This is a genomic window from Streptomyces carminius, assembly GCF_002794255.1.
GTDB lineage: Bacteria > Actinomycetota > Actinomycetes > Streptomycetales > Streptomycetaceae > Streptomyces > Streptomyces carminius.
The window spans coordinates 16,306-34,576 of sequence record NZ_PGGW01000045.1; the positions used below are offsets into that span (position 1 = coordinate 16,306).

The following is an 18,271-nucleotide window of genomic DNA, read 5'->3' on the forward strand; positions in this document are numbered from 1 at the left end:
GGCCGATCCACAGGTCATGAGCATTGCTCCGGGCCGGTGGTCTCAGCTCAGGACGTCTCGCAGCAGTCTGGCGTGCTTTACCGTCTGGCTCGATCCGGTGCGCGCGGCCACCGCCTCGACCTCGGGGATACGGCCCTTGGCCGCGCAGCGCGAAGCGCACTCGACCGCGAGCGCGAGGAGTGCCCCGGCTTCCCGGACCGGTGTGCCGCGCAGCAGCGCGGGCAGGGCGGCCTCCAGCACGGACCAGACCGTGGCGTACGCGCCGGTCCCGGCCGCCGCGCGCAGTCCGTCGACGACCCGCTTCGGTGAGCTCGATCCGTTGCGTATCAACGCCTGCAACTGCCCCGCGAGCAGCCGGCCGTCCAGCTGCCCCTGGGCGGCGAGCAGGAGCAGGGCGTCCACCGCGGCGTCACGGTCGCGGCCGGCCCAGGGATAGCCGATCTTCCAGGCGATCTGCCAGTGCAGGGCGTACCCCGCCGGGCCGTCCGCTTCGGCCAGACGCGCGAGCATGCGGCCGTTCACCGAGTCCTTGGCGTGTGCGGCCACCTTGTCGCGGTGATGTGGCAGCTGAGCGACCCAGTACGGTGCGGCGTAGGCGTCGTAGGGGCCGTAGCTGCCTTCGGGGGAACGGTCCCGTTCGTATGTACCGAACACGGCCGCGGCGACCGGCGGAAGCGGAATGTCATGATCCGGCCCGGGGTGCGCGGGCTCCCACCGTCCGGGCGGGGCGTCGGCCGGATCGGCGGCCGGCCACTTCTCCGGAGTCGAGTCCTGGTGCGGCAGACCACCCTCGCGCAGCCAGCTCGCCAGACGCCGGCCGGCGTCCGACCGCAGGTCACCCGCGGCGCGCCGCACCTGCTCATCCGCTGTGGGGGTCACCCGCAGCAGTGCCTGCGCCAGATCGACCGGTGCCGGTTCGACCCGCATACGCTCCAACTCGGCGACGCGCTCCACCAGCACGCCCGCGTCCACCGCGCCGGTGACGTGGGTCGGCAGGGCAAGTAGGAACGGCTGCGCGCCGGACTCGATCACATCGAGGGCCTCCATCAGACGCGCCATGAGCAACTTGCCGGGCGGGGAGATCGCCTCGCCGTGACTGATTCGGCGGTGGGGAAGACCGTACGCTTTCCTCGGCTCGTCGCCCCGCACGGCCGCCGCCACGTCGTACAGATCGCTCTGCCCGCAATCACGGTGGGCACCCGGTTCCCTGCGCATGACCGGTTCGAGCGCCCGGCACAGCGCCGCACGGTCGAGCCGGGCATGGCGGACCAGCCCGTCCAGCGCGCGCTCGAACGCCACCACGTCGTCGTCCGTGAGGACCACCGCCAGCTCCTGGGCGACCTCGGAGGCCGTCCCGGCGGGACCCCGCACCGGCCGGGGCCCGGGCAGGAAGGGCAGCACCTCGGCCTCGGCGGACCGCTCGGCGCCGGTGCCGTGCTCCGTGCCGAGCAGTTCCGCGGCGCGCGCGGACAGCCCCGGCCCGAGCGACGCGGCAGCCGTCCGGAGCTCCGCCCGCACCGGGTCCCCCGCGTTCTTCAGATGGCGGGCGACGAGCCGGAGGGCGCGCTCCTGCACGGACACGTCCGGGTGCCCGAAGGCGAGCGCCGCGTCGGCAAGCATCCGGTCCGCGCGCGCGGGCACCCGCCGTGCCACCCGGTCGAGCCAGGAGAGCTGTGCGCGCACCAGTTTCTTCTCGGGGCGCAGCAGGACACGTTCGCACGCCTCGCTCAGCACGTCATCCTCCAGCAGCCCCGCCTCGTCCAGTTCGCGCAGGACCTCCTGGCCGTAGGAGGCCACCGGGGACGACAGGTCGAGCATGGCCACGTAGTCCCGGAGGAAGGGAGCCTTTTCGGCTGGCGTGAGGGCCAGAGCCCGCAGGAACGCCACGGCAGGCGTGATCGTCTTGGGTCCGCCGTCCTGGAGAAGACATACGAGCAGCTTCTCGGTCAGGGCAGCCCGTTCGGGTGCCGTCCGGGCGTGCTCGTCGGCGGTGAGGGGGACGGCCTGCCAGAAGTGGATGGCGGCGGCCGGATGCTGGCCGGCCACGATCGCGAAGGTACAGCGGACGAGCGCGGCACGGTCCACCATCCCCTCGGCGGCGAGGGTGCACAGGGCCGACAGTGCCTGGCTGGTGAGGGATCTGGGCGACCGTTCCAGGACCAGTGGAAGAAGCGCGGGGGCCAGGGGGTCCTGGCGCAACCGCTCCAGGAGACCGCCCGACGGGGCGCACGAGTGCTTGCGCAGCCAGCCCCGGACGAAGTAGTCGGATTCCGGCATCGGGCAGCCGGTGGTGCGGACGATGTGGTCGACGACGAGGTAGAGGCGTTGTGAACCGCTGCCCTCCCGCACCTGCTCGTCGAGCCGCGCCACGAGTTCGGTCCGCCATGCGACGGGGAACAGGTCCACGACGTCGACCATCCAGTCGTCGTGCGCGGGCACGTAGCGTCCGCCCGAGTGGAGGTGGCGGGCCGCGGCGTCCGGGGTCACCTGGCAGCCCAGCCGTGCGCTGGCCAGGGCCACACGCTGTTCGTAGGTGAGCTTCAGCCAGCCCGGGAAGCCCAGCTCCTCGTAGCGGGCGGTCAGCTCCGGCAGTTGGGCCGCGCGCCGCTCCGCGCCGAGTTCGCCCAGGGCCCGGAGCACGCCGGGGACGTCACCGGCCTCCACGAGTGCCATCAGTCTCAACGTGCCGACTCCCTCTTCGTGTTCCGGACCATGCGGGTGGCGAGTACGTGTTTGCACGGTCCGCGACCACCCCGGTACCTCGCCCACCACAGGCAGGTGCAGCTCATCCGCTCGCCGTCCTCGATGCGGACCAGGTAGGCGTGCTCGTCCTTCCCCACCCACGCCAGCGCGCCGTCGATGCGGACCGCGCCCTGAGCGACCAGGGCCTTCGCTCCGCGCAGCCGCGGGTTGCGGGTCCCGGCGGCGCCCGCGGCGTAGGGCAGGTGCCGGTGGTAGTACGCCTCTTCCGCGAGGTCGTAGCCGACCTGCCCAGAGGTTCCCAGCACCGTCAGGGCCGCGCGGACGCGTCCGGGCTCCAGGCCGGACTGCGCGGACAGGTCGGCCACGTCGATCTTCGGCTCCCAGGCCAGCAGCTCCGCCACCCGGTCCGTGTCCCGCGCCGCCGGTCCCGTGGCGAGGTCGTCGAGCACGCCGCCCTCGCCGGAGAAGCCGCGCGAGGCGTGCGGGGAGAGCAGGAGCGTCAGCCGCATGCCGGGCAGCACGGCCTCCCACGCGACGGGCGCGGTCGGGTCCTGTTGGGCCCAGCTCCACTCGTCATGGCTTCGCTCGGGCTCCGGGGCGTACACCCGCACCGTCGACGCGTGCCGCAGTACCTGCTGGAGGCTCAGCAGTCGCTCGCAGCCGGGCAGGCACACGGCACCGGGCGACGGCCTGGTCGCCGGGCGCAGGGTGCGGCCTGAGGGAACCACCCAGCGTGTCGTGTGCGCGCCGGACCGCTGGGTGGGCCGCGGCAGCGACCGCAGGACGGCGGCCGCCTCCGCGGCGGGTATCTCGGCGCGCGGGACGAGGCCCGCCGCGATCACCTGGGCCTCCGCGAAGCCGCGCAGCCAGCGCTCCGGCAGCGGGACCTTTTTCTCCACGAACCGGCCGTCGAAGGTGGTGGCTGCCAGCCCGTCCGGCCCCACCCGCAGGTGCAGCGGGTCCAGGCCGCCGATCCTGGCGAGGGCCAGGCGCAGCGGTGGGCCGATGTCGACGTTGGTGGTGCCGTGGCCGACATCGTCACCGTCGAGGCCGGGGGCGAGGACGTCGAGGCGCGCGTGGACGCCGCAGCAGGCGGAGAAGGACTCCAGCCGCAACCGGTCGCCGCCGGCCGTGACGACCGGGTCCAGGAAGGCCGACGGCCGCGGCTGGTAGTAGCGGCTGGCGGCGACGCCGGCGACCGCGAGCAGCGCCGTCGCCGCGGCGGCCGGCGCGGTCAGGAACCCGTCGAAGAACCGCGGATTGGCCGCCTCGCCGTCCGGCGTGGCACCGCCCGAGGTCTCCAGGGTGAGGGAGCGCCCGGCCTGGGTATCGCGCACGGCGGACGCGCGCACGTAGGCATAGGACTGGGTCGTTGAACTCACATGCGAAGGCTAGGGGTTGGCACTGACGTCGGCTCGCTGGTACGGACGCTGCGCGGGCCGGGGTCCAGGGTCTTCGAGAAGTCGCGAGGTGGGCGGTTCGTCTGCCGCGTGCTGCACGTGACGGGTTGCCGGCCTCTGCGGACAGCGCGTCACCGTCGTACAAGGGGCACCGGTACCCGGTCGAGGTGCTCCCCCACTGCGTGTTGGCTGCACTTTCGTTTCCCGCTCAGCTTCCGCGGGGTGGAGGAGCTGATGCCGCACCACCGCCGGACCGTCTCCTATGGGACGGTCCGGCGGTGGTGCGCCACGTCCGGGCGGGCCTGTGCGAACGGACTGCGCCGCCGTCGGCCGCGGCCCGGGGATGAGGGGCATCCGCACGAGGCGTTCGTGAAGATCAACGGGAAGCTGAAGTACTGTGGCGGGCCTTCGACGCCGGCGGCACCGTGCTGGACACCTTCGTGCAGAGCCGGCGGGACAAGGCCGCCGTCCGGGGATTCCTCCGCCGCCTGCGGAAGAAGACGGGCACGGTCCCGCGGGTGATCGTCACCGACGAGCCCCGTTCCCACGGCGCCGCCCACCGGCCAGGTCATGCCCTCCGTGGCGCACCGCTCCCCTCAGGGCCTGAACAACCGGGTCGAGAACAGCCATCAGCCCACCCTCATCTGCTACCGCCGGCTCGCCACATGAGATGACCTGTTACGGAAGGACGATGTTGCGGCCGGGCCCGCCTTCGAGGGTGTCCTTTCCGGTGCCACCGCAGACGAGATCGTCGCCGCCTTCGCCGTCCAGTGTGTCGTTGCCGGGACCGCCGAGGATGATGTCGCGGCCGTCCCCGCCCATGGCGTGGTCGTCGCCGGGGCCGGCGTGCACGGTGTCGTCACCGCCGTAGCCCTCGATCATGTCGTCGCCCCGGCCGCCCCACATCTGCTGGTTGCCGCCGTCACCCATCAGGTGGTCCATGCCGTCGCCGCCGTGCAGGGCTGCGGGTCCCATGACCATGTCGTTCCCCGCGTCGCCCAGCACCGTGCGTGCGGTGTGGGCGTGCAGTTCGTCGTCGCCGGGGCCACCGCTGACGGTGCCGATCCCGGGCGTGAAGGCGGCGATCGTGTCGTTGCCGTCGCCGAGGAAGACATCGATCCTGTCGGGCCGGGGGCTGTCGGCGGGCAGTTCGCAGACGACGGAGGTGGTGTCCTCGGGTCTGGAGTACGCACAGTGGTCGCCCGGTTCGAGCGGGACCACGTCGCTGAAGCCGATCCGCCGGATCCCGTCGCTGGTGTACATGGAGAATATGTCGAGGTCGTTGGTCTGTCCTGCGGCGGCGGTGAGGACGATCGACTGAGTCGCCCAGTCGGCTCCGACGCGGGCCTTCGCCTCGGCGGCGGTGGCGGCGGCTGCCGGGCCGACGGCGAGGCCGGCGGTGAACAGGGTTACGGCGACCGCGCTGACGGTGGCCCGGTTTCGGTTCATGAGACCTCGTCTCGGTGGAGTGACGGGGGACCGACCTGCTTGGCGTGGTGCTGCCGGGGACCGGGCGGACCCGGTCGTAGGGGCAGCCTCCCCTGCTGGTCCGGATCTGCAAGACCGCGAATTGGCGCGGCGTCATGGTACGCCGTCGTCCCTCCGGATGTGACGGTTGGGCTTCTTTGGTGAGGCCTGTTCCCGGTGTCGCCGTGGCAGGGTTCGCCGGCTCGATTCTGGCTCAGCGAAGGTGAGCCGGCCGACGCATGCGTGCCGTCGGCCGCGTTCCCCGCCCGATGCGCCACACAGTCACAGCTCCCCACCAGGCAACCTGCCCGGCGAGGCCGACTCGGATGTACGGAACCGCACCAACGGGCCCCGGGATCTCGCGTGTCGTGGAACCAGACAGCCCCCACGCCAGAACCAGGTCCCGTTGCCGTGCCGCGAACATCCCTCCCCGGCATCGCCCCGCACGCCGGCCCGGGCCGCGCCCTCGCTTTCCGGCTGCGGGAAGGGGTCTGGCTCCCGGCTCTCGGCGGATTCCCTGCTCGCCGCCCGCCCTTGTAATCAACTCTGTTTGTTTCGTTGACATTTCACTCAGAAGTCGTACCGTTGGGAGCGCTCCCATAATGCTTCGCAGCTGGAAGGAGTTCCCCCCACATGCGCAAGCAGAACCCATCGACCGGGCGTTCCCGGTCGGCCCTCCGCCGGCCTCTCCAGGCACTCGTCATGCTGTTCGCCATGGTTGTCGGCGCACTGACCTGGTCGGCTCCCGCCCAGGCTCACGGCACCATCGTCGACCCCGCCTCCCGCGCTTACCAGTGCTGGAAGACGTGGGGCAGCAACCACACGAGCCCGGCCATGCAGACCGAAGACCCCATGTGTTACCAGGCGTTCCAGGCCAACACCGACACCATGTGGAACTGGATGAGCGCGCTCCGCGACGGCCTCGGTGGTCAGTTCCAGGCGCGGACCCCCGACGGGACGCTCTGCAGCAACAACCTCTCGAGGAACGCCAGCCTGAACAGGCCCGGGGCGTGGAAGACGACCAACGTCAGCAACAACTTCACGGTCCGGCTGCACGACCAGGCGTCCCACGGTGCCGACTACTTCAGGGTCTACGTGAGCAAGCAGGGCTTCGACCCCAAGACCCAGACCCTGGGCTGGGGCAACCTCGACTTCATCACGCAGACCGGCCGCTTCGCCCCGGCGCAGGACATCAGCTTCAACGTCAACACCTCCGGCTACACCGGACACCACATCCTGTTCGTGATCTGGCAGGCCTCGCACCTCGACCAGGCCTACATGTGGTGCAGCGACGTGAACTTCGGCTGAGCCGGAGAGCGCCGCACACGGCACCGACCTCTGCCGGGCGCCGGTAACCCGCCGCCCGGCCGACCGAGCCCCGTCGGGGCAGGGGACCCGTTTGGTCACCCTGCCCCGACGGGGCTTCCTGCGCTCCTGGTGTGAACACACCCGCTCGCGCGGCAGTCGCACGGTGGCCGGCTCCCCACCGTCTCGTCGTAAGACTCCGGCACTCAACGGCCAGGGAGAATCCTCGGCACCGTCAGCCCACCGGGGCGTACCGCGCCGCCCGGCGTACCCGCGCCGACCTGGCCTTCCCGGCCGCCGGCAACTCCCGGAGCACACCTCACTCACGCCATTTACGACATGGGGAACGATTGCCGGTGACGGGACGGCCGGGCTCGCGCGACCGCGAGCGGGACGGGACCGGAGGACTCGTGAGACTGCCGGTGGGTCCCCAGGAGTGGCACAGCCGAGGCGGGCGCGGGTATGGAGGTACCGGGCAGGACAGGTCACCACTTCGGTCAGGGGCGTCCGCGGAGCACGGTGCCCGGAAAAAGATTCGGCGGCCGTGTCGATCCGCGGCATGTCCCGTTCGACCTGGGAGTGAGAGGGTCCAAGACAGGGGCCCGGAGCATCCAGGGAGACAGCGCCGTGAAGTACATGCTGATCATGCGTGCCACCGACGAGGCCCTCGCGGGGATGGCGGGCACCGACTTCGCCGAGATGCTGGAGACCGTCGGCAGGTACAACGACGAAATGATCCGGGCCGGCGTGCTGGTCGCCGCCGAGGGACTCGACGACGCCGCCGAGGGCGTGGTCGTCGACCACTCCTCGGAGCCGCCGGTGGTCACCGACGGCCCGTACGGTGAGACCAAGGAACTGTTCGGCGGGTTCTACATCCTCAACGTGGCCTCGAAGGAGGAGGCCGTGGAGTGGGCCAAGCGGTCACCGATGACCGGCTCGGGTTTCAGGACCGAGATCCGCCGGGTCACCACGATCGACGAGTTCCCCCAGGACAACCAGTGGGTGCGGAAGGAACGGGCCTGGCGCGAGGCCACCGGCCAGCTCTGAGCGGAGTCTGCAGGAGATGACTGATCACAGCGGCCGGGAGGCCGTCGCCGCCGTCTGGCGGATCGAGTCCGCGCGGATCGTCGGTGCCCTCGCCCGGTACACCGGCGACTTCGCGCTGGCCGAGGACTGCGCCCAGGAGGCGCTGGCCGAGGCTCTGGTGACCTGGCCGCGCGACGGCGTGCCGCGCGACCGGGCCGGGTGGCTGCTCACCGTCGGCCGGCGCCGCGCCATCGACGCCTTCCGCCGCCGCTCCACCCTCGACGAGAAGTACGCCGCCCTCACCCACGGCCTCGGTGAGGGCGGCGCCGTCTCGGGAAGGACGCCGGCCGATCCGGTCCGGGACGCCGAGGAGGTGCTGTGGGATCCGGACCGGATCGACGACGACACCCTCGCGCTGATGTTCGTCTCCTGCCACCCCGTACTGTCACGGGAGGCGCAGGTGGCGCTCACCCTGCGGGTGGTCGGCGGCCTGACCAGCGACGAGATCGCCAGGGTGCTGCTCGTCCCGACCGCCACCGTGCAGGCACGGATCACCCGGGCGAAGAAGACCCTCAAGGCGGCCCGGGTGCCGTTCGGGGTGCCACCGGCCGGGGAGCGGACCGAGCGGCTCGGTTCGGTGCTCAGCGTGCTCTATCTGATCTTCACCGAGGGGTCCTCGGCCGGCTCGGGCGAAGAGCTGATCCGGTTCGACCTCGCCGGCGAGGCACAGCGCCTCGCGCGGGTGCTCAGCCGGCTGGTGCCGGGCGAGCCCGAGGTCCACGGTCTGCTGGGGCTGCTGGAGCTGACCGCGGCGCGTTTCCCCGCCCGCACCGGGCCGGACGGCCGGCCGGTGCTGCTGGAACACCAGGACCGCCGCCGCTGGGACCGTGCCGCGATCCACCGGGGACGAGCCGCCCTGGCCCGCGCCGAGCGGGCCGGCCGGGGCCTGGGCCCCTACGGCCTGCAGGCCGCCATCGCCGAGTGCCACGCCGTCGCCCCCTCGGTCGAGGCGACGGACTGGGAGCGCATCGTGCTCCTGTACGAGGCGCTCGGCCGGCTCGCGCCCTCACCGGTGGTCGACCTCAACCGGGCGGTGGCCGTCTGCATGGCGCAGGGGCCGGCCGAGGCCCTGTCCATCGTGGACGGGCTGAGGACCGCCAAGGCGCTGTCGAACTCCCACCTGCTGCCCAGCGTCCGCGGGGAGCTGCTCGCCCGCCTGGGACGCACCGACGAGGCGAGCTCCGAGCTGGACCTCGCCATACGACGGTGCGGCAACAAAAGCGAGCGATCGGTGCTGGAGGACAAACTCGCCGACCTCCGCTGACCGGCCCGAGGCCGCGTACGCGGCCGGCATCCCCACACAGCGCGGGCGAGTGCGGCCACCGGCCCGTGTGGCAGGCGCCTGCCACACGACCTGTCACGCCCGCGAGCGCCCGGTGGCCGTGTCCGCGCGGGCGCCGGGCACTCGCGCTCCCTGTGGGCCCGGGAGACCAGGCCGCCCGGGGTGCAGGGCGCCATGGCCTCCTCGGTCTCCACCTCCGGACGCGGCAGCAGGACGTCGATGAAGTCCCGCAGTGCCTCGATACCGTCCCCGGTGCGCGCGGAGACCGCGACCGAGCCCGGTTCCGCGGCCAGCAGCGGGGACAGCACGTCCAGAGCCCGGCGGACGCCTGCGAGTCCTTCGGTCTCCGTTCCGCTCCCGGCGGCGGTGCCGCCGGTCGTCCCCTCCCGTTCCGTCTGCTCGCCTCCCCTTCACAACGCCCCTCACAACGCGACCGGGGGACGGCCGTCGTACGGCCGTCCCCCGGGGTGTTCGGTGGTGTCCTGGGCCCCTCGGCCCTCGAAGTGGTCGGACTTGTCCGGGTCGCTGAACGTCTGGCGGCCCGGGGCGGGGGCCGCCGTCGGGTGGGTGCTGACCTGCGGCGCGAAGCCGCCGGTGCTCGGTGCGCGCCACGGGCCGGCGGGAAGTCCGGGATCTCAGGAAGGGGAGGGCCCGAGCCGGTCCGCCAGCGCGGCAAGGGCCTGCGTGCCCACCAGCTCCCCCGGCAGCAGCGGCACGTCGAGGAGAGGGACGTCCGGGACCCGCTGCCGCAGCCGGACGAGGTGCTCGTCCTCCTGCCTGCGGCGGCGGTCGAGCAGCTCACCGGCGTCCGCCGGAGAACGGCGGTTGGCGACGAGTGCGGCCACGTCGACACCGAGGCCGGTGAGCTTCTCGTACACCTCCATGGTCTCGGCGATCGGGAGCAGTTCGGCGGTCAGTACGAGCACGAATCCAGTGCGTGCCGGGTCCGTCACCACCTCCCGCAGCCGGGAGAAGCGGTTGCGGCGGCGGAGCAGGACGCGGCGCAGCTCGGCGTCGTGGCCGGTCTCCCTGCCGCCGCCGAGACCGCGCACCGCGGCGCCGAACCGCTCGGACCGGTCGCGGTTGGCGAGCAGGGCCTCGGTCCAGGAGACGAGCTGCTCGGGCAGCGCGAGCAGCCGCAGTGTGTGGCCGGACGGCGCGGTGTCGAAGACGACCAGGTCGTAGGCCTCCTCCCCGAGTTCCACCGCCTCGGCGATCCGCTCCAGTACCGCCGACTCGTGGGTGCCGGGCGCCTGCCGGGCCAGTTGGAGGTGCCGGGCGGCCGGTGCGTGCATCCGCTCGGGGAGCAGCCGCCGCATCGTCTCGGCGACCGCGGACAGGTGCTGCTCGACCGTGCGCTCCGGGTCGACCTCCAGCCCGTCGACGTGGCCGGCCGTCCCCGTCCCCGTCCCCCTCCCGGAGACGAGATCCTCGGGGCCGACCAGGCGCACGGGTTCGTCGCCCACGGGGCGGCCCCAGAGGTGGCCGAGGTTGTGTGCGGGGTCGGTGGAGACCAGCAGCACGCGGGCGCCCGACCGGGCACGGCCGAGGGCGAGCGCCGCGGCGACGGACGTCTTGCCGACTCCGCCCTTGCCGCCGACGAAGACGGTCCTGCGCGCGGTGACGAGGTCTAGCAGCACCCGACATGCTCCAGTGGCGAGCGGTCCATGCCCATGCGGCGGTGCCAGCCGTGGAAGTCCTCGTAGAGGGCGGGCATCAGTTCGGCGGTGTAGTACGCCGCCGGGTCCGGTACGCCCAGTGCCTCCGCGAGGACCACCATCGTGAAGAAGTCGTCCTCCTCGCGCCGGGCGCGGGCGAGGGTACGCCGGTAGGGACCGGCGTAGAACTCCTCCAGTCCGGCCCGGAGCGAGGCCCAGCGGGACGTCACTTCGTCAGCTCGGTCTTCTCCGTCACATCGGCGTCGAGAGCCTCCGGCGGCTCCCGGGACGCCCGCCGCATCGCGACGGCCGCCTCGAAGGCGACCCACAGGGCGGCGACGATGATGACGAGGTCGATGATCAGCAGCAGCCAGTCCCGGGCGTCGTAGAAGTCGCCGAGCTGCACGACCGCGGCCCAGAACGCCATGACGAACACGACCGCGAGCGGGATCAGCGCAGGCGCCGGATTGCGCCGCTTGCGGATCAGCATGACGGCGACGATGGACAGCGTCAGGGAGGCCAGCAGCTGGTTGCTGGTGCCGAACAGCGGCCAGATGCGCAGACCTCCCTCGCCTCCGGCGCCCTGGCTGAAGGTGAGTCCCATACCGACGGCGAGCGTGATGAGGGTGCCGGCGACATTGTTGATCCTCACCTTCGCGACCTCGCCGGCCTCCTGGACGACGAAGCGCAGCAGACGCACGCCGGTGTCCATGGTGGTGGCGGCGAACAGGATCGCCATGGTGGCCAGGACCGTGGAACTCAGCGATACGGGCAGGCCCAGGCCGCTGTTGAGGATCGCGCCGCCGCCTTCGACGAACGCCGTGACGCCGCCCTCGCCGAAGGCGCTGTAGACGGCCTCCCAGTCGGCCAGGGTGCGGTAGCCCGCGGTGGCGGCGATGATCGCGCCGAGCGCGAGCAGGCCCTCGCCGACCGCGCCGAAGTAACCGACGAAACGGGCGTCGGTCTCCTTGTCCAGCTGCTTCGAGCTGGTGCCGGAGGAGACCATGCCGTGGAAGCCGGAGATCGCGCCGCACGCGACGGTGACGAAGAGCAGCGGCACCAGATCCGGGGTGCCCGCGGGCACGGCGTCGTTGAAGGCCGGGGCGACGATTGTCGGAGCACTCAGCAGCACGGAGACGAACAGGATGCCGAGTCCGACGAAGAGCTGGACGCCGTTGATGTAGTCACGGGGCTGGAGCAGCACCCACACGGGCAGCAGGGAGGCTATGCCGGCGTAGACGAAGAGGGCGACGATCCAGAAGGTCGCCGGAGACATGCCCAGGACCGGGTCGGGCAGCTCCACCGGGACGGCGTCGCCGAGGAGGATCAGGCCGTAGAGCGCCGCGACACCGACCACGGTGACCAGGCCGAGGCTCATCCTGTAGCGGTAGACCGCCTGACCGATCAGCAGCGCCACCGCGACCGCGCCCCAGGCGGGGATCACCGCCGTGGGCGTGGAGATCAGCAGGTTCTTGATCACCACCGCGAAGGCCGCGACCACCATCAGGAGCAGCAGGAAGATCACGACGAGGAAGAGATTGGCGCCCCGGCCGCCGATGTAGCGGCCGGAGAGCGTGCCGATCGAGCGGCCCTTGTTGCGCGCCGAGGCCCACAGGGCACCCAGGTCGTGCATGCCCGCGAAGAAGACCGTGCCGAGGGTGACCCACAGGAACGCGGGCAGCCAGCCCCAGATGACGGCGACTGCGGGGCCGACGATGGGCGCTGCGCCCGCGACCGAGGTGAAGTGGTGTCCCCACAGCACGAACTTGTTGGTCGGGACGTAGTCCACGCCGTCCTGCAGTTCGTGCGCGGGCGTCCGGAAGGACGCATCGAGCTTGTAGACCCGGTTGCCCAGGAATCTCGAGTACAGGACATACCCGCCCGCGAACATCGCGAGGCCGATCAGGAGCAGGGGAAGTGCGTTCATGCGAGAGGCCCTCTGAGGTCTGGGAGACGGGGCGCCGGTCCGCACGAGACGTGCGCCCGGCAGGCAGGCAGCGGAGACGGTGGAGCGTGGCCCTGCTCGGCCGGGACGGGGAACCGGCTACGTGCGCTCCTTTCCCACAGCTTGGCGGCGAATCCGGACGCGGTGCGCCGCACCTGGACGGCGACTGCGCCGCAGCCCTCGGTGCGCAGCCCGCCGGGACGAAGGCCGGCCCCGACCGACCCGGGAGCACTGCTTCCGCCGTGCGCGCCGTGGTCGGTGTCGCCGCCGACTTCGGCCTCGATGCCGGGTTTACCGATGCCGGCCGAAAACGCTCCTCTCATGGTCCGCTCATGCTAGGCGACCGACCAGGCGATGAGGAGCCCCCGGAGACTGGTGACGACAGCGCACTGGGCGGGCGCCGTACTCCCAGCCCATCCCGTTTATCCAGTTGGCGCACATTGGCCGATTCGGCACAAGGTGAACCACTGAGCCGGGACTGCGGGATGTCCGGCTCTGTCTCACATCCGACAGCATCGGCGGCGGCCAGGCCGTCGCTCATGAACTCGCAGGTCCACGCACCACAGCGGTCGTTACCCTGGGATGGTCCGACCGGCTCGGCCGGAGGTGGCCCGGGGCCGTGTGAGGACTCCCTGCCGGGTGCCATCGCACCGTCGGCGCCGGAACAGGGCCATGAGCCCGGCTTCACGGCCCGTCATGCTCCGGCACGTCCCGCCGCAAGGCACCAGTCCGAGCCCGCCACGTATGGCGTCCACCAACTGCCGCCGCGTCCACACCGGCGGACGGCCCGGCTCGACGCCCCGCGGCAACAACGGCGCAAGCCGGGTCCACTGCCCGTTCGTCAGATCCCCATGCCCCACAAGAACGATCACCGACGAGTAAGATCAGTTTCCGCAGCAGCCCCTAGTCGGCGGGTACCCAGACGCTCTTGGGGACGAAGGAGCCGAAGTCGGCCAGACTGGAGTTGCCGGGCACCTGGTAGGGGCCGCCGAGGCAGTCGTCGTTGAGGAACATGGCAGCGTGACCGCTGTGGGTGTTGATCGCCGAGCGTGCGCGGTCGCCCCAGCCGTGGTCCACCAGGCTGACACAGACGCCACCCGGGCCGAGCGAGCTGACCGTGAACCGCTCCCCGGTGAAGTCCGTGCCCTCGTAGAGGCACAGAGAGCCGCCGGGAGGACACTCCGCGGCGCTCGCCCCGGAGGAGTCGGCGGTGGCCGGACCGGCCATGAGAACGAGCGGCGCCGTTAACGCGGCACCGGCGAGCACGCGCCATGCCCGGCGGGGACGAGCGACGGCCGGGCTGGTGGAATTGTTCTTTTCTTCGAACACGACCTGACTTCAGCTCCTTCTCGGCAGATGAGTCCCAGCGAATCCATTCTGTAACTCCTCTGACATGATAGGCAGATGGCCTGATCACTGACCAGGTGTCGCGAACTTGTTCCCCCAGGAACACCCGAGAAGATGTCACTCCTCAAAAGGAGGAAGAAGTCACTCCGGATATCCCGGCGCGGGCGTCCCGGTCCCCGGGACGCCCGTTCAGGCGTGACTGATCACCCGGGCCGGCCCGGCGGAAACGGCCCGGCCGCGGGGCCGGGCGCGGGTTCTCGGCAGGCGCGCTCCGCGTGCGCCGGCCGGGTGCACGAGTTGCGCGGGGTGGGGCCGGGTCACGGGCAGTGGGCAATCGCGCCCGGCGAGTCGGGGATATCGACCGGCGGCACCGGGTGAAGCCCTCACCCATGCCGCAGGCAGGGTGTGCTGCGGCGGTCCCAGGTACGCCGGATTCCGCATGGCTCTGAGCTTGGCGTTTAACGTTGGCGGGCTCGGTGTTTCTTGATCGACTCGACGCGTTTGACCGTCTTGCCGACGTCCTGGCGCTTGGCCCGGTGCTTGCCCTTCGAGCCGGGAGGCCGTCCCGGGCCCGGTTTGGACGGTTTCGGTGCGGCCGCCGGGCGGGCCCCGTCGCGCGGATGTTGCGAAACCCCCGGCGGACCCGGGCGGGGTGAGGCGGCGGGGCTCGGCGGGTCGTTCCCAGGCCGCGGGGAGCAGGTCGCGGGGGAAGACGAACAGGGTGCGGCGCACGGCGAGCTGCTTGGCCAGACCGCGGTCGGTGAACAGAGCCCGGTCCACGTCGGCGGTCGTCAGCGCGTTCATGCGGGCGTGGCAGGAGAGGTGGACGGTGGCCGGTTCGGTGGCGTGCAGGACGGTCATCGCCCGGGTGACGTCCTGCGGTGATCCGGCGCGGAACGAAGGGACCAGCAGGTGCCGGACGGCGAGCCGGGCGCGGCGTTCCGCGTCGGTGACATGGCGCACGGGCGGGCCGGCGGCGTCCGGTGACCGGCGGGGGAGAGTTGTCGGCAGGTGGGACATCATCCCCGGAGTAGAGGCCATTCCCTGGCCTCTACCCCTGTGAATGTCTCCCCTGCCGGGGCACACGGCCCCAGCGGCCCGCGAGGGCCGCGAAGAGGAACAGGACCAACGGCATGAGCATCAAGACCGTCGCCCACATCAACCTGCGCGGCAACGCCCGGGAAGCGCTGGAGTTCCACCGGTCCGTCTTCGGTGGCGACCTCGTCGCCGTCACCTGCGGCGGCCTTCGGGCGGTGACCGAGCCGGAGGAGGCCGGCCGGCTCTCGTGGGGTCAGGTGACCTCGCCGGCGGGCTTCCACCTCATGGCCTTCGACGCCCCCTCCTGAACGGCACGGGGACCACGGACGTGAGGACACGCGCACTGGGGCGGACCGGCATCCAGGTCAGCCCCTACTGCCTGGGCACCATGATGTTCGGGAAACTCGGCAATCCCGACCACGAGGACTGCGCCCGCATCATCCACCGGGCCCTGGACGCCGGTGTCAACTTCATCGACACCGCCGACGTCTACGGGTACAGCGAGACCGAGGAGATCATCGGCAAGGCCCTCAAGGGCCGGCGCGACGACGTGGTCCTCGCCACCAAGTTCAACGGCGTGATGGGACAGGATCCGAACCGGCGCGGAAGCTCACGGCGCTGGATCATGACCGCGGTCGAGGACTCCCTGCGCCGGCTGAGGGTCGACCACATCGACCTCTACCAGATCCATCATCCCGAACCCGGTACGGACCTCGAGGAGACGCTGTCGGCGCTCACCGACCTGCTGCGCAGTGGCAAGGTGCGGGCCATCGGCTCATCGAACCTCCCCGCTTCGGAGATCGTGGAGGGGCAGTGGCTCGCCGAGCGGCGCGGGCTGGCCCGTCTGCGCACCGAGCAGCCGACGTACTCCGTCCTCAACCGGGCGATCGAGCGTGAGGTGCTGCCGGTGTGCCGGCGGTACGGCATCGGCACGCTGGTGTGGAGCCCGCTCGCCTCGGGCATGCTCGCCGGCCGCTACCGCAAGGGGCGGCCGACGGACAGCCGGCGGTTGAAGTGGGTACCGAAGTACCTGACCGACGAGCGGGCCCTGGACCTGGTCGAGCGGCTCATCGCCCTGGCCCGGGAAGCGGGGATGCCGATCACCCACCTGGCGATGGCGTTCGCCGTGAACCACCCGGACGTCACCTCGGCGATCATCGGCCCGCGTACGCTCGCACACCTGGAGGACCTGCTGGCGGGCGCGGGCGTGGTGCTGGAGGACGCGCTCCTCGACCGCATCGACGCGCTCGTCCCGCCCGGCACCGACGTCGCGACGATGGACATCGCCTACCGACCGCCGGCGCTGCGGGACCCCGCGCTGCGCCGCCGTCCCGCCGCCGAGCGGGCGGCGGCCCCGGCCGGGTGAGAACCGCCCGGCCGGAGGGGAGACGACTCCCGCGGCGGGTACTGCCCTTACCCGGTCCACCCACCGGGTACGGGGTGAACGACACCGGGACGGACCGGACCGGCGCCCTGCCGCGGGGCAGTGGTCGACAAGTCCGGGGAGCGTGAGAGAGGACGGGAATGTGCCCACCAGTTCGGCACCGGCAGCATCTCGGCGCCTGCTCGACCTCCTGAGCCTGCTCCAGACCCGCCGGGACTGGCCGGGCGCGGTCCTCAGCGAACGCCTGCACGTCAGCCCGCGCACCCTGCGCCGCGACATCGACCGGTTGCGTGACCTGGGCTACCCCATCACCGCGACCAAAGGACCCGACGGCGGTTACCGGCTCGGGGCCGGTACTCGGCTGCCGCCCCTGCTTTTCGACGACGACCAGGCCGTCGCTCTCACCATCGCCCTGCGGACGGCCGTGGTGAGCGGCGCCGGAATCGAGGAGGCGGCCGGACGCGCGCTGGTCACGCTGAGCCAGGTCCTGCCGGCCCGGCTGCGCGCCCGCGTCGACGGCTTCGACGTCACCCCGGTCGCACACACCGAAGGGGACGGCCGGCCGGCGGATCCTCGGGCGCTGCTGGCCATCGGCGCCGCCATCCGCACCCGTGAGGAGCTGCGCTTCGACTACCGCACGCCGGGGCGGCCGGAGGACCACGAGCCCCTCCGGCCGCCCCGGCAGGTGCAGCCCCATCACCTCGTCGCCCGTGCCGGACGCTGGTACCTCGTCGCATGGGACCCCGGACGCCAGGACTGGCGTGTCCACCGTGTCGACCGGATGACGGTACGCAGCCCCAACGGCCCCCGCTTCACCCCCCGCGAGCTGCCCGGCGGCGACGTGGCGTCCTTCCTGGCCGCCCGCTTCAAGGGCGCACAGGACACCGGCGCCTGGCCCTGCCGGGCCGATGTCGTCATCGGTCTTCCTCCCGGCCGGGTCCTCCCCTTCATCGGGGACGGCATCGTCCTGGCGACAGAGCCCGACCGCTGCCGTGTCAGAGTCGGCTCCTGGTCCTGGGCCGGCCTGGCAGCATGGCTGCTGCGGTTCGACGCCGACATCGAGGTGGTGGACTGCCCGGCCCTCCGTCGCGCCTTCGCCGTCGCAGCCACTCGATCGGCCCGCGCCGCCGGAGGCGAGGACACCGATGCGGCCGGGTGAGCCCCTGCCCGGCGCGGCGGGACATGCACGGTGACGTCCAGGCCCCCTGGCGCACCGCCGTGCTCGCCGAGCCACGTCCGGCAAGGCGTTGCCATCCACACCGAACCCTCCCGGGGCGCCCGGCAACTCACGGAGGCACTGTGCTCCCCCTTCCTAGTCGGCAGGCTCCCGCCCTTGCGCCGACGGCGGTCCTCGCACCGGGCTCCCCGGGCCCGGCAGTCGCCCCGCGTTGCCCGGCACGGCTTCCCTACGACGACGGCCGGCCGGAGGCCGGTGTCGGTGACGGTGACGGTGACGACCTGATGGCCGGTGGAGCGGCGGCGGTTCCTCCTGCCGGAGGCCGCTACGCCCCGGTAGCAGGTGGGCACCGGCCTGTCGTCCACGATCGGCACGGCGTCCTTGCGGGACCGCCACCGCGGCCGGAGCGCAGGAGCCGGTCCGAGCGGGTCGGCAGTCCGGCCGGTCGCCGACTTGCCGTCCCACCTCCCGCCAAGAGC

At 72.0% G+C, this 18,271-nt stretch carries 14 protein-coding genes and 1 pseudogene; 7 read left to right on the top strand and 8 right to left on the bottom strand.

Annotated elements, in window-relative coordinates; translation table 11 throughout:
- Positions 1-42: 42 nt before the first annotated feature.
- Positions 43-2,673, bottom strand: a complete 2,631-nt coding sequence (locus CUT44_RS13390; protein WP_100202191.1) for a DUF7824 domain-containing protein — start codon at positions 2,671-2,673, stop codon at positions 43-45.
- A 5-nt stretch (positions 2,674-2,678) separates the two neighbouring features.
- Positions 2,679-4,085, bottom strand: coding sequence for an SWIM zinc finger family protein (locus CUT44_RS13395; protein WP_408646740.1), 1,407 nt, complete (start codon positions 4,083-4,085; stop codon positions 2,679-2,681).
- A 125-nt stretch (positions 4,086-4,210) separates the two neighbouring features.
- Here CUT44_RS13395 and CUT44_RS13400 point away from each other — a divergent pair.
- Positions 4,211-4,742, top strand: a pseudogene (locus CUT44_RS13400) (IS6 family transposase); the annotation flags it as partial.
- Between the two features lie 39 nt (positions 4,743-4,781).
- Here the strand turns inward: CUT44_RS13400 and CUT44_RS13405 are convergent.
- The gene (locus CUT44_RS13405) at positions 4,782-5,552 is read right to left on the bottom strand and encodes a calcium-binding protein (RefSeq protein ID WP_100202193.1); all 771 of its coding nucleotides are present in this window, start codon (positions 5,550-5,552) and stop codon (positions 4,782-4,784) included.
- 720 nt (positions 5,553-6,272) lie between these two features.
- Here CUT44_RS13405 and CUT44_RS13410 point away from each other — a divergent pair.
- The 3 genes from CUT44_RS13410 (at position 6,273) to CUT44_RS13420 (ending at position 9,225) form a co-directional block, all read left to right on the top strand.
- Positions 6,273-6,878: a lytic polysaccharide monooxygenase auxiliary activity family 9 protein gene (locus tag CUT44_RS13410; RefSeq protein ID WP_100202241.1), complete on the top strand. Its 606-nt coding sequence runs from the start codon at positions 6,273-6,275 to the stop codon at positions 6,876-6,878.
- 633 nt (positions 6,879-7,511) lie between these two features.
- Entirely contained in the window at positions 7,512-7,922 is a 411-nt protein-coding gene (locus CUT44_RS13415) for a YciI family protein (protein ID WP_199185703.1), read from the top strand.
- A gap of 16 nt (positions 7,923-7,938) precedes the next feature.
- Positions 7,939-9,225 carry an RNA polymerase sigma factor gene (locus CUT44_RS13420; protein WP_100202195.1) on the top strand — a complete coding sequence of 429 codons (1,287 nt, stop codon included), beginning with the start codon at positions 7,939-7,941 and terminating at the stop codon, positions 9,223-9,225.
- 653 nt (positions 9,226-9,878) lie between these two features.
- Here CUT44_RS13420 and CUT44_RS13425 read toward each other — a convergent pair.
- The 5 genes from CUT44_RS13425 to CUT44_RS34015 form a co-directional block, all read right to left on the bottom strand.
- Positions 9,879-10,883 carry an ArsA family ATPase gene (locus CUT44_RS13425; RefSeq protein ID WP_100202196.1) on the bottom strand — a complete coding sequence of 335 codons (1,005 nt, stop codon included), beginning with the start codon at positions 10,881-10,883 and terminating at the stop codon, positions 9,879-9,881.
- Positions 10,874-11,131: a cory-CC-star protein gene (locus CUT44_RS13430; RefSeq protein WP_100202197.1), complete on the bottom strand. Its 258-nt coding sequence runs from the start codon at positions 11,129-11,131 to the stop codon at positions 10,874-10,876. Before CUT44_RS13430 ends, CUT44_RS13425 begins: the two co-directional genes overlap by 10 nt.
- Positions 11,128-12,828 carry a carbon starvation CstA family protein gene (locus tag CUT44_RS13435; RefSeq protein ID WP_100202198.1) on the bottom strand — a complete coding sequence of 567 codons (1,701 nt, stop codon included), beginning with the start codon at positions 12,826-12,828 and terminating at the stop codon, positions 11,128-11,130. Before CUT44_RS13435 ends, CUT44_RS13430 begins: the two co-directional genes overlap by 4 nt.
- Positions 12,829-13,749: 921 nt before the next feature.
- Positions 13,750-14,073, bottom strand: coding sequence for a peptidase inhibitor family I36 protein (locus CUT44_RS13440; protein ID WP_100202199.1), 324 nt, complete (start codon positions 14,071-14,073; stop codon positions 13,750-13,752).
- A 309-nt stretch (positions 14,074-14,382) separates the two neighbouring features.
- On the bottom strand, positions 14,383-15,234 hold the full coding sequence (locus tag CUT44_RS34015; protein ID WP_332888262.1) for a DNA glycosylase AlkZ-like family protein: 852 nt from the start codon (positions 15,232-15,234) through the stop codon (positions 14,383-14,385).
- Between the two features lie 92 nt (positions 15,235-15,326).
- On the opposite strand from CUT44_RS34015, the gene CUT44_RS13450 reads away from it, so the two are divergent.
- From CUT44_RS13450 to CUT44_RS13460, 3 genes are all read left to right on the top strand, one after another.
- On the top strand, positions 15,327-15,539 hold the full coding sequence (locus tag CUT44_RS13450) for a VOC family protein (RefSeq protein WP_100202200.1): 213 nt from the start codon (positions 15,327-15,329) through the stop codon (positions 15,537-15,539).
- Between the two features lie 20 nt (positions 15,540-15,559).
- Positions 15,560-16,597 (top strand): aldo/keto reductase, encoded by a 1,038-nt coding sequence (locus tag CUT44_RS13455; RefSeq protein WP_100202201.1) that lies wholly within the window; start codon positions 15,560-15,562, stop codon positions 16,595-16,597.
- Positions 16,598-16,757: 160 nt separating this feature from the next.
- Positions 16,758-17,774 (top strand): helix-turn-helix transcriptional regulator, encoded by a 1,017-nt coding sequence (locus CUT44_RS13460; protein ID WP_100202202.1) that lies wholly within the window; start codon positions 16,758-16,760, stop codon positions 17,772-17,774.
- The last annotated feature ends 497 nt before the right edge of the window (positions 17,775-18,271 follow it).

Coding starts and splice junctions, on each gene's coding strand:
- CUT44_RS13390 (WP_100202191.1), bottom strand. CDS start 2,673: ATGGCACTCGTGGAGGCCGGTGACGTCCCCGGCGTGCTCCGGGCCCTG.
- CUT44_RS13405 (WP_100202193.1), bottom strand. CDS start 5,552: ATGAACCGAAACCGGGCCACCGTCAGCGCGGTCGCCGTAACCCTGTTC.
- CUT44_RS13410 (WP_100202241.1), top strand. CDS start 6,273: ATGCTGTTCGCCATGGTTGTCGGCGCACTGACCTGGTCGGCTCCCGCC.
- CUT44_RS13415 (WP_199185703.1), top strand. CDS start 7,512: ATGCTGATCATGCGTGCCACCGACGAGGCCCTCGCGGGGATGGCGGGC.
- CUT44_RS13420 (WP_100202195.1), top strand. CDS start 7,939: ATGACTGATCACAGCGGCCGGGAGGCCGTCGCCGCCGTCTGGCGGATC.
- CUT44_RS13435 (WP_100202198.1), bottom strand. CDS start 12,828: ATGAACGCACTTCCCCTGCTCCTGATCGGCCTCGCGATGTTCGCGGGC.
- CUT44_RS13440 (WP_100202199.1), bottom strand. CDS start 14,073: ATGGCCGGTCCGGCCACCGCCGACTCCTCCGGGGCGAGCGCCGCGGAG.
- CUT44_RS34015 (WP_332888262.1), bottom strand. CDS start 15,234: ATGGCCTCTACTCCGGGGATGATGTCCCACCTGCCGACAACTCTCCCC.
- CUT44_RS13450 (WP_100202200.1), top strand. CDS start 15,327: ATGAGCATCAAGACCGTCGCCCACATCAACCTGCGCGGCAACGCCCGG.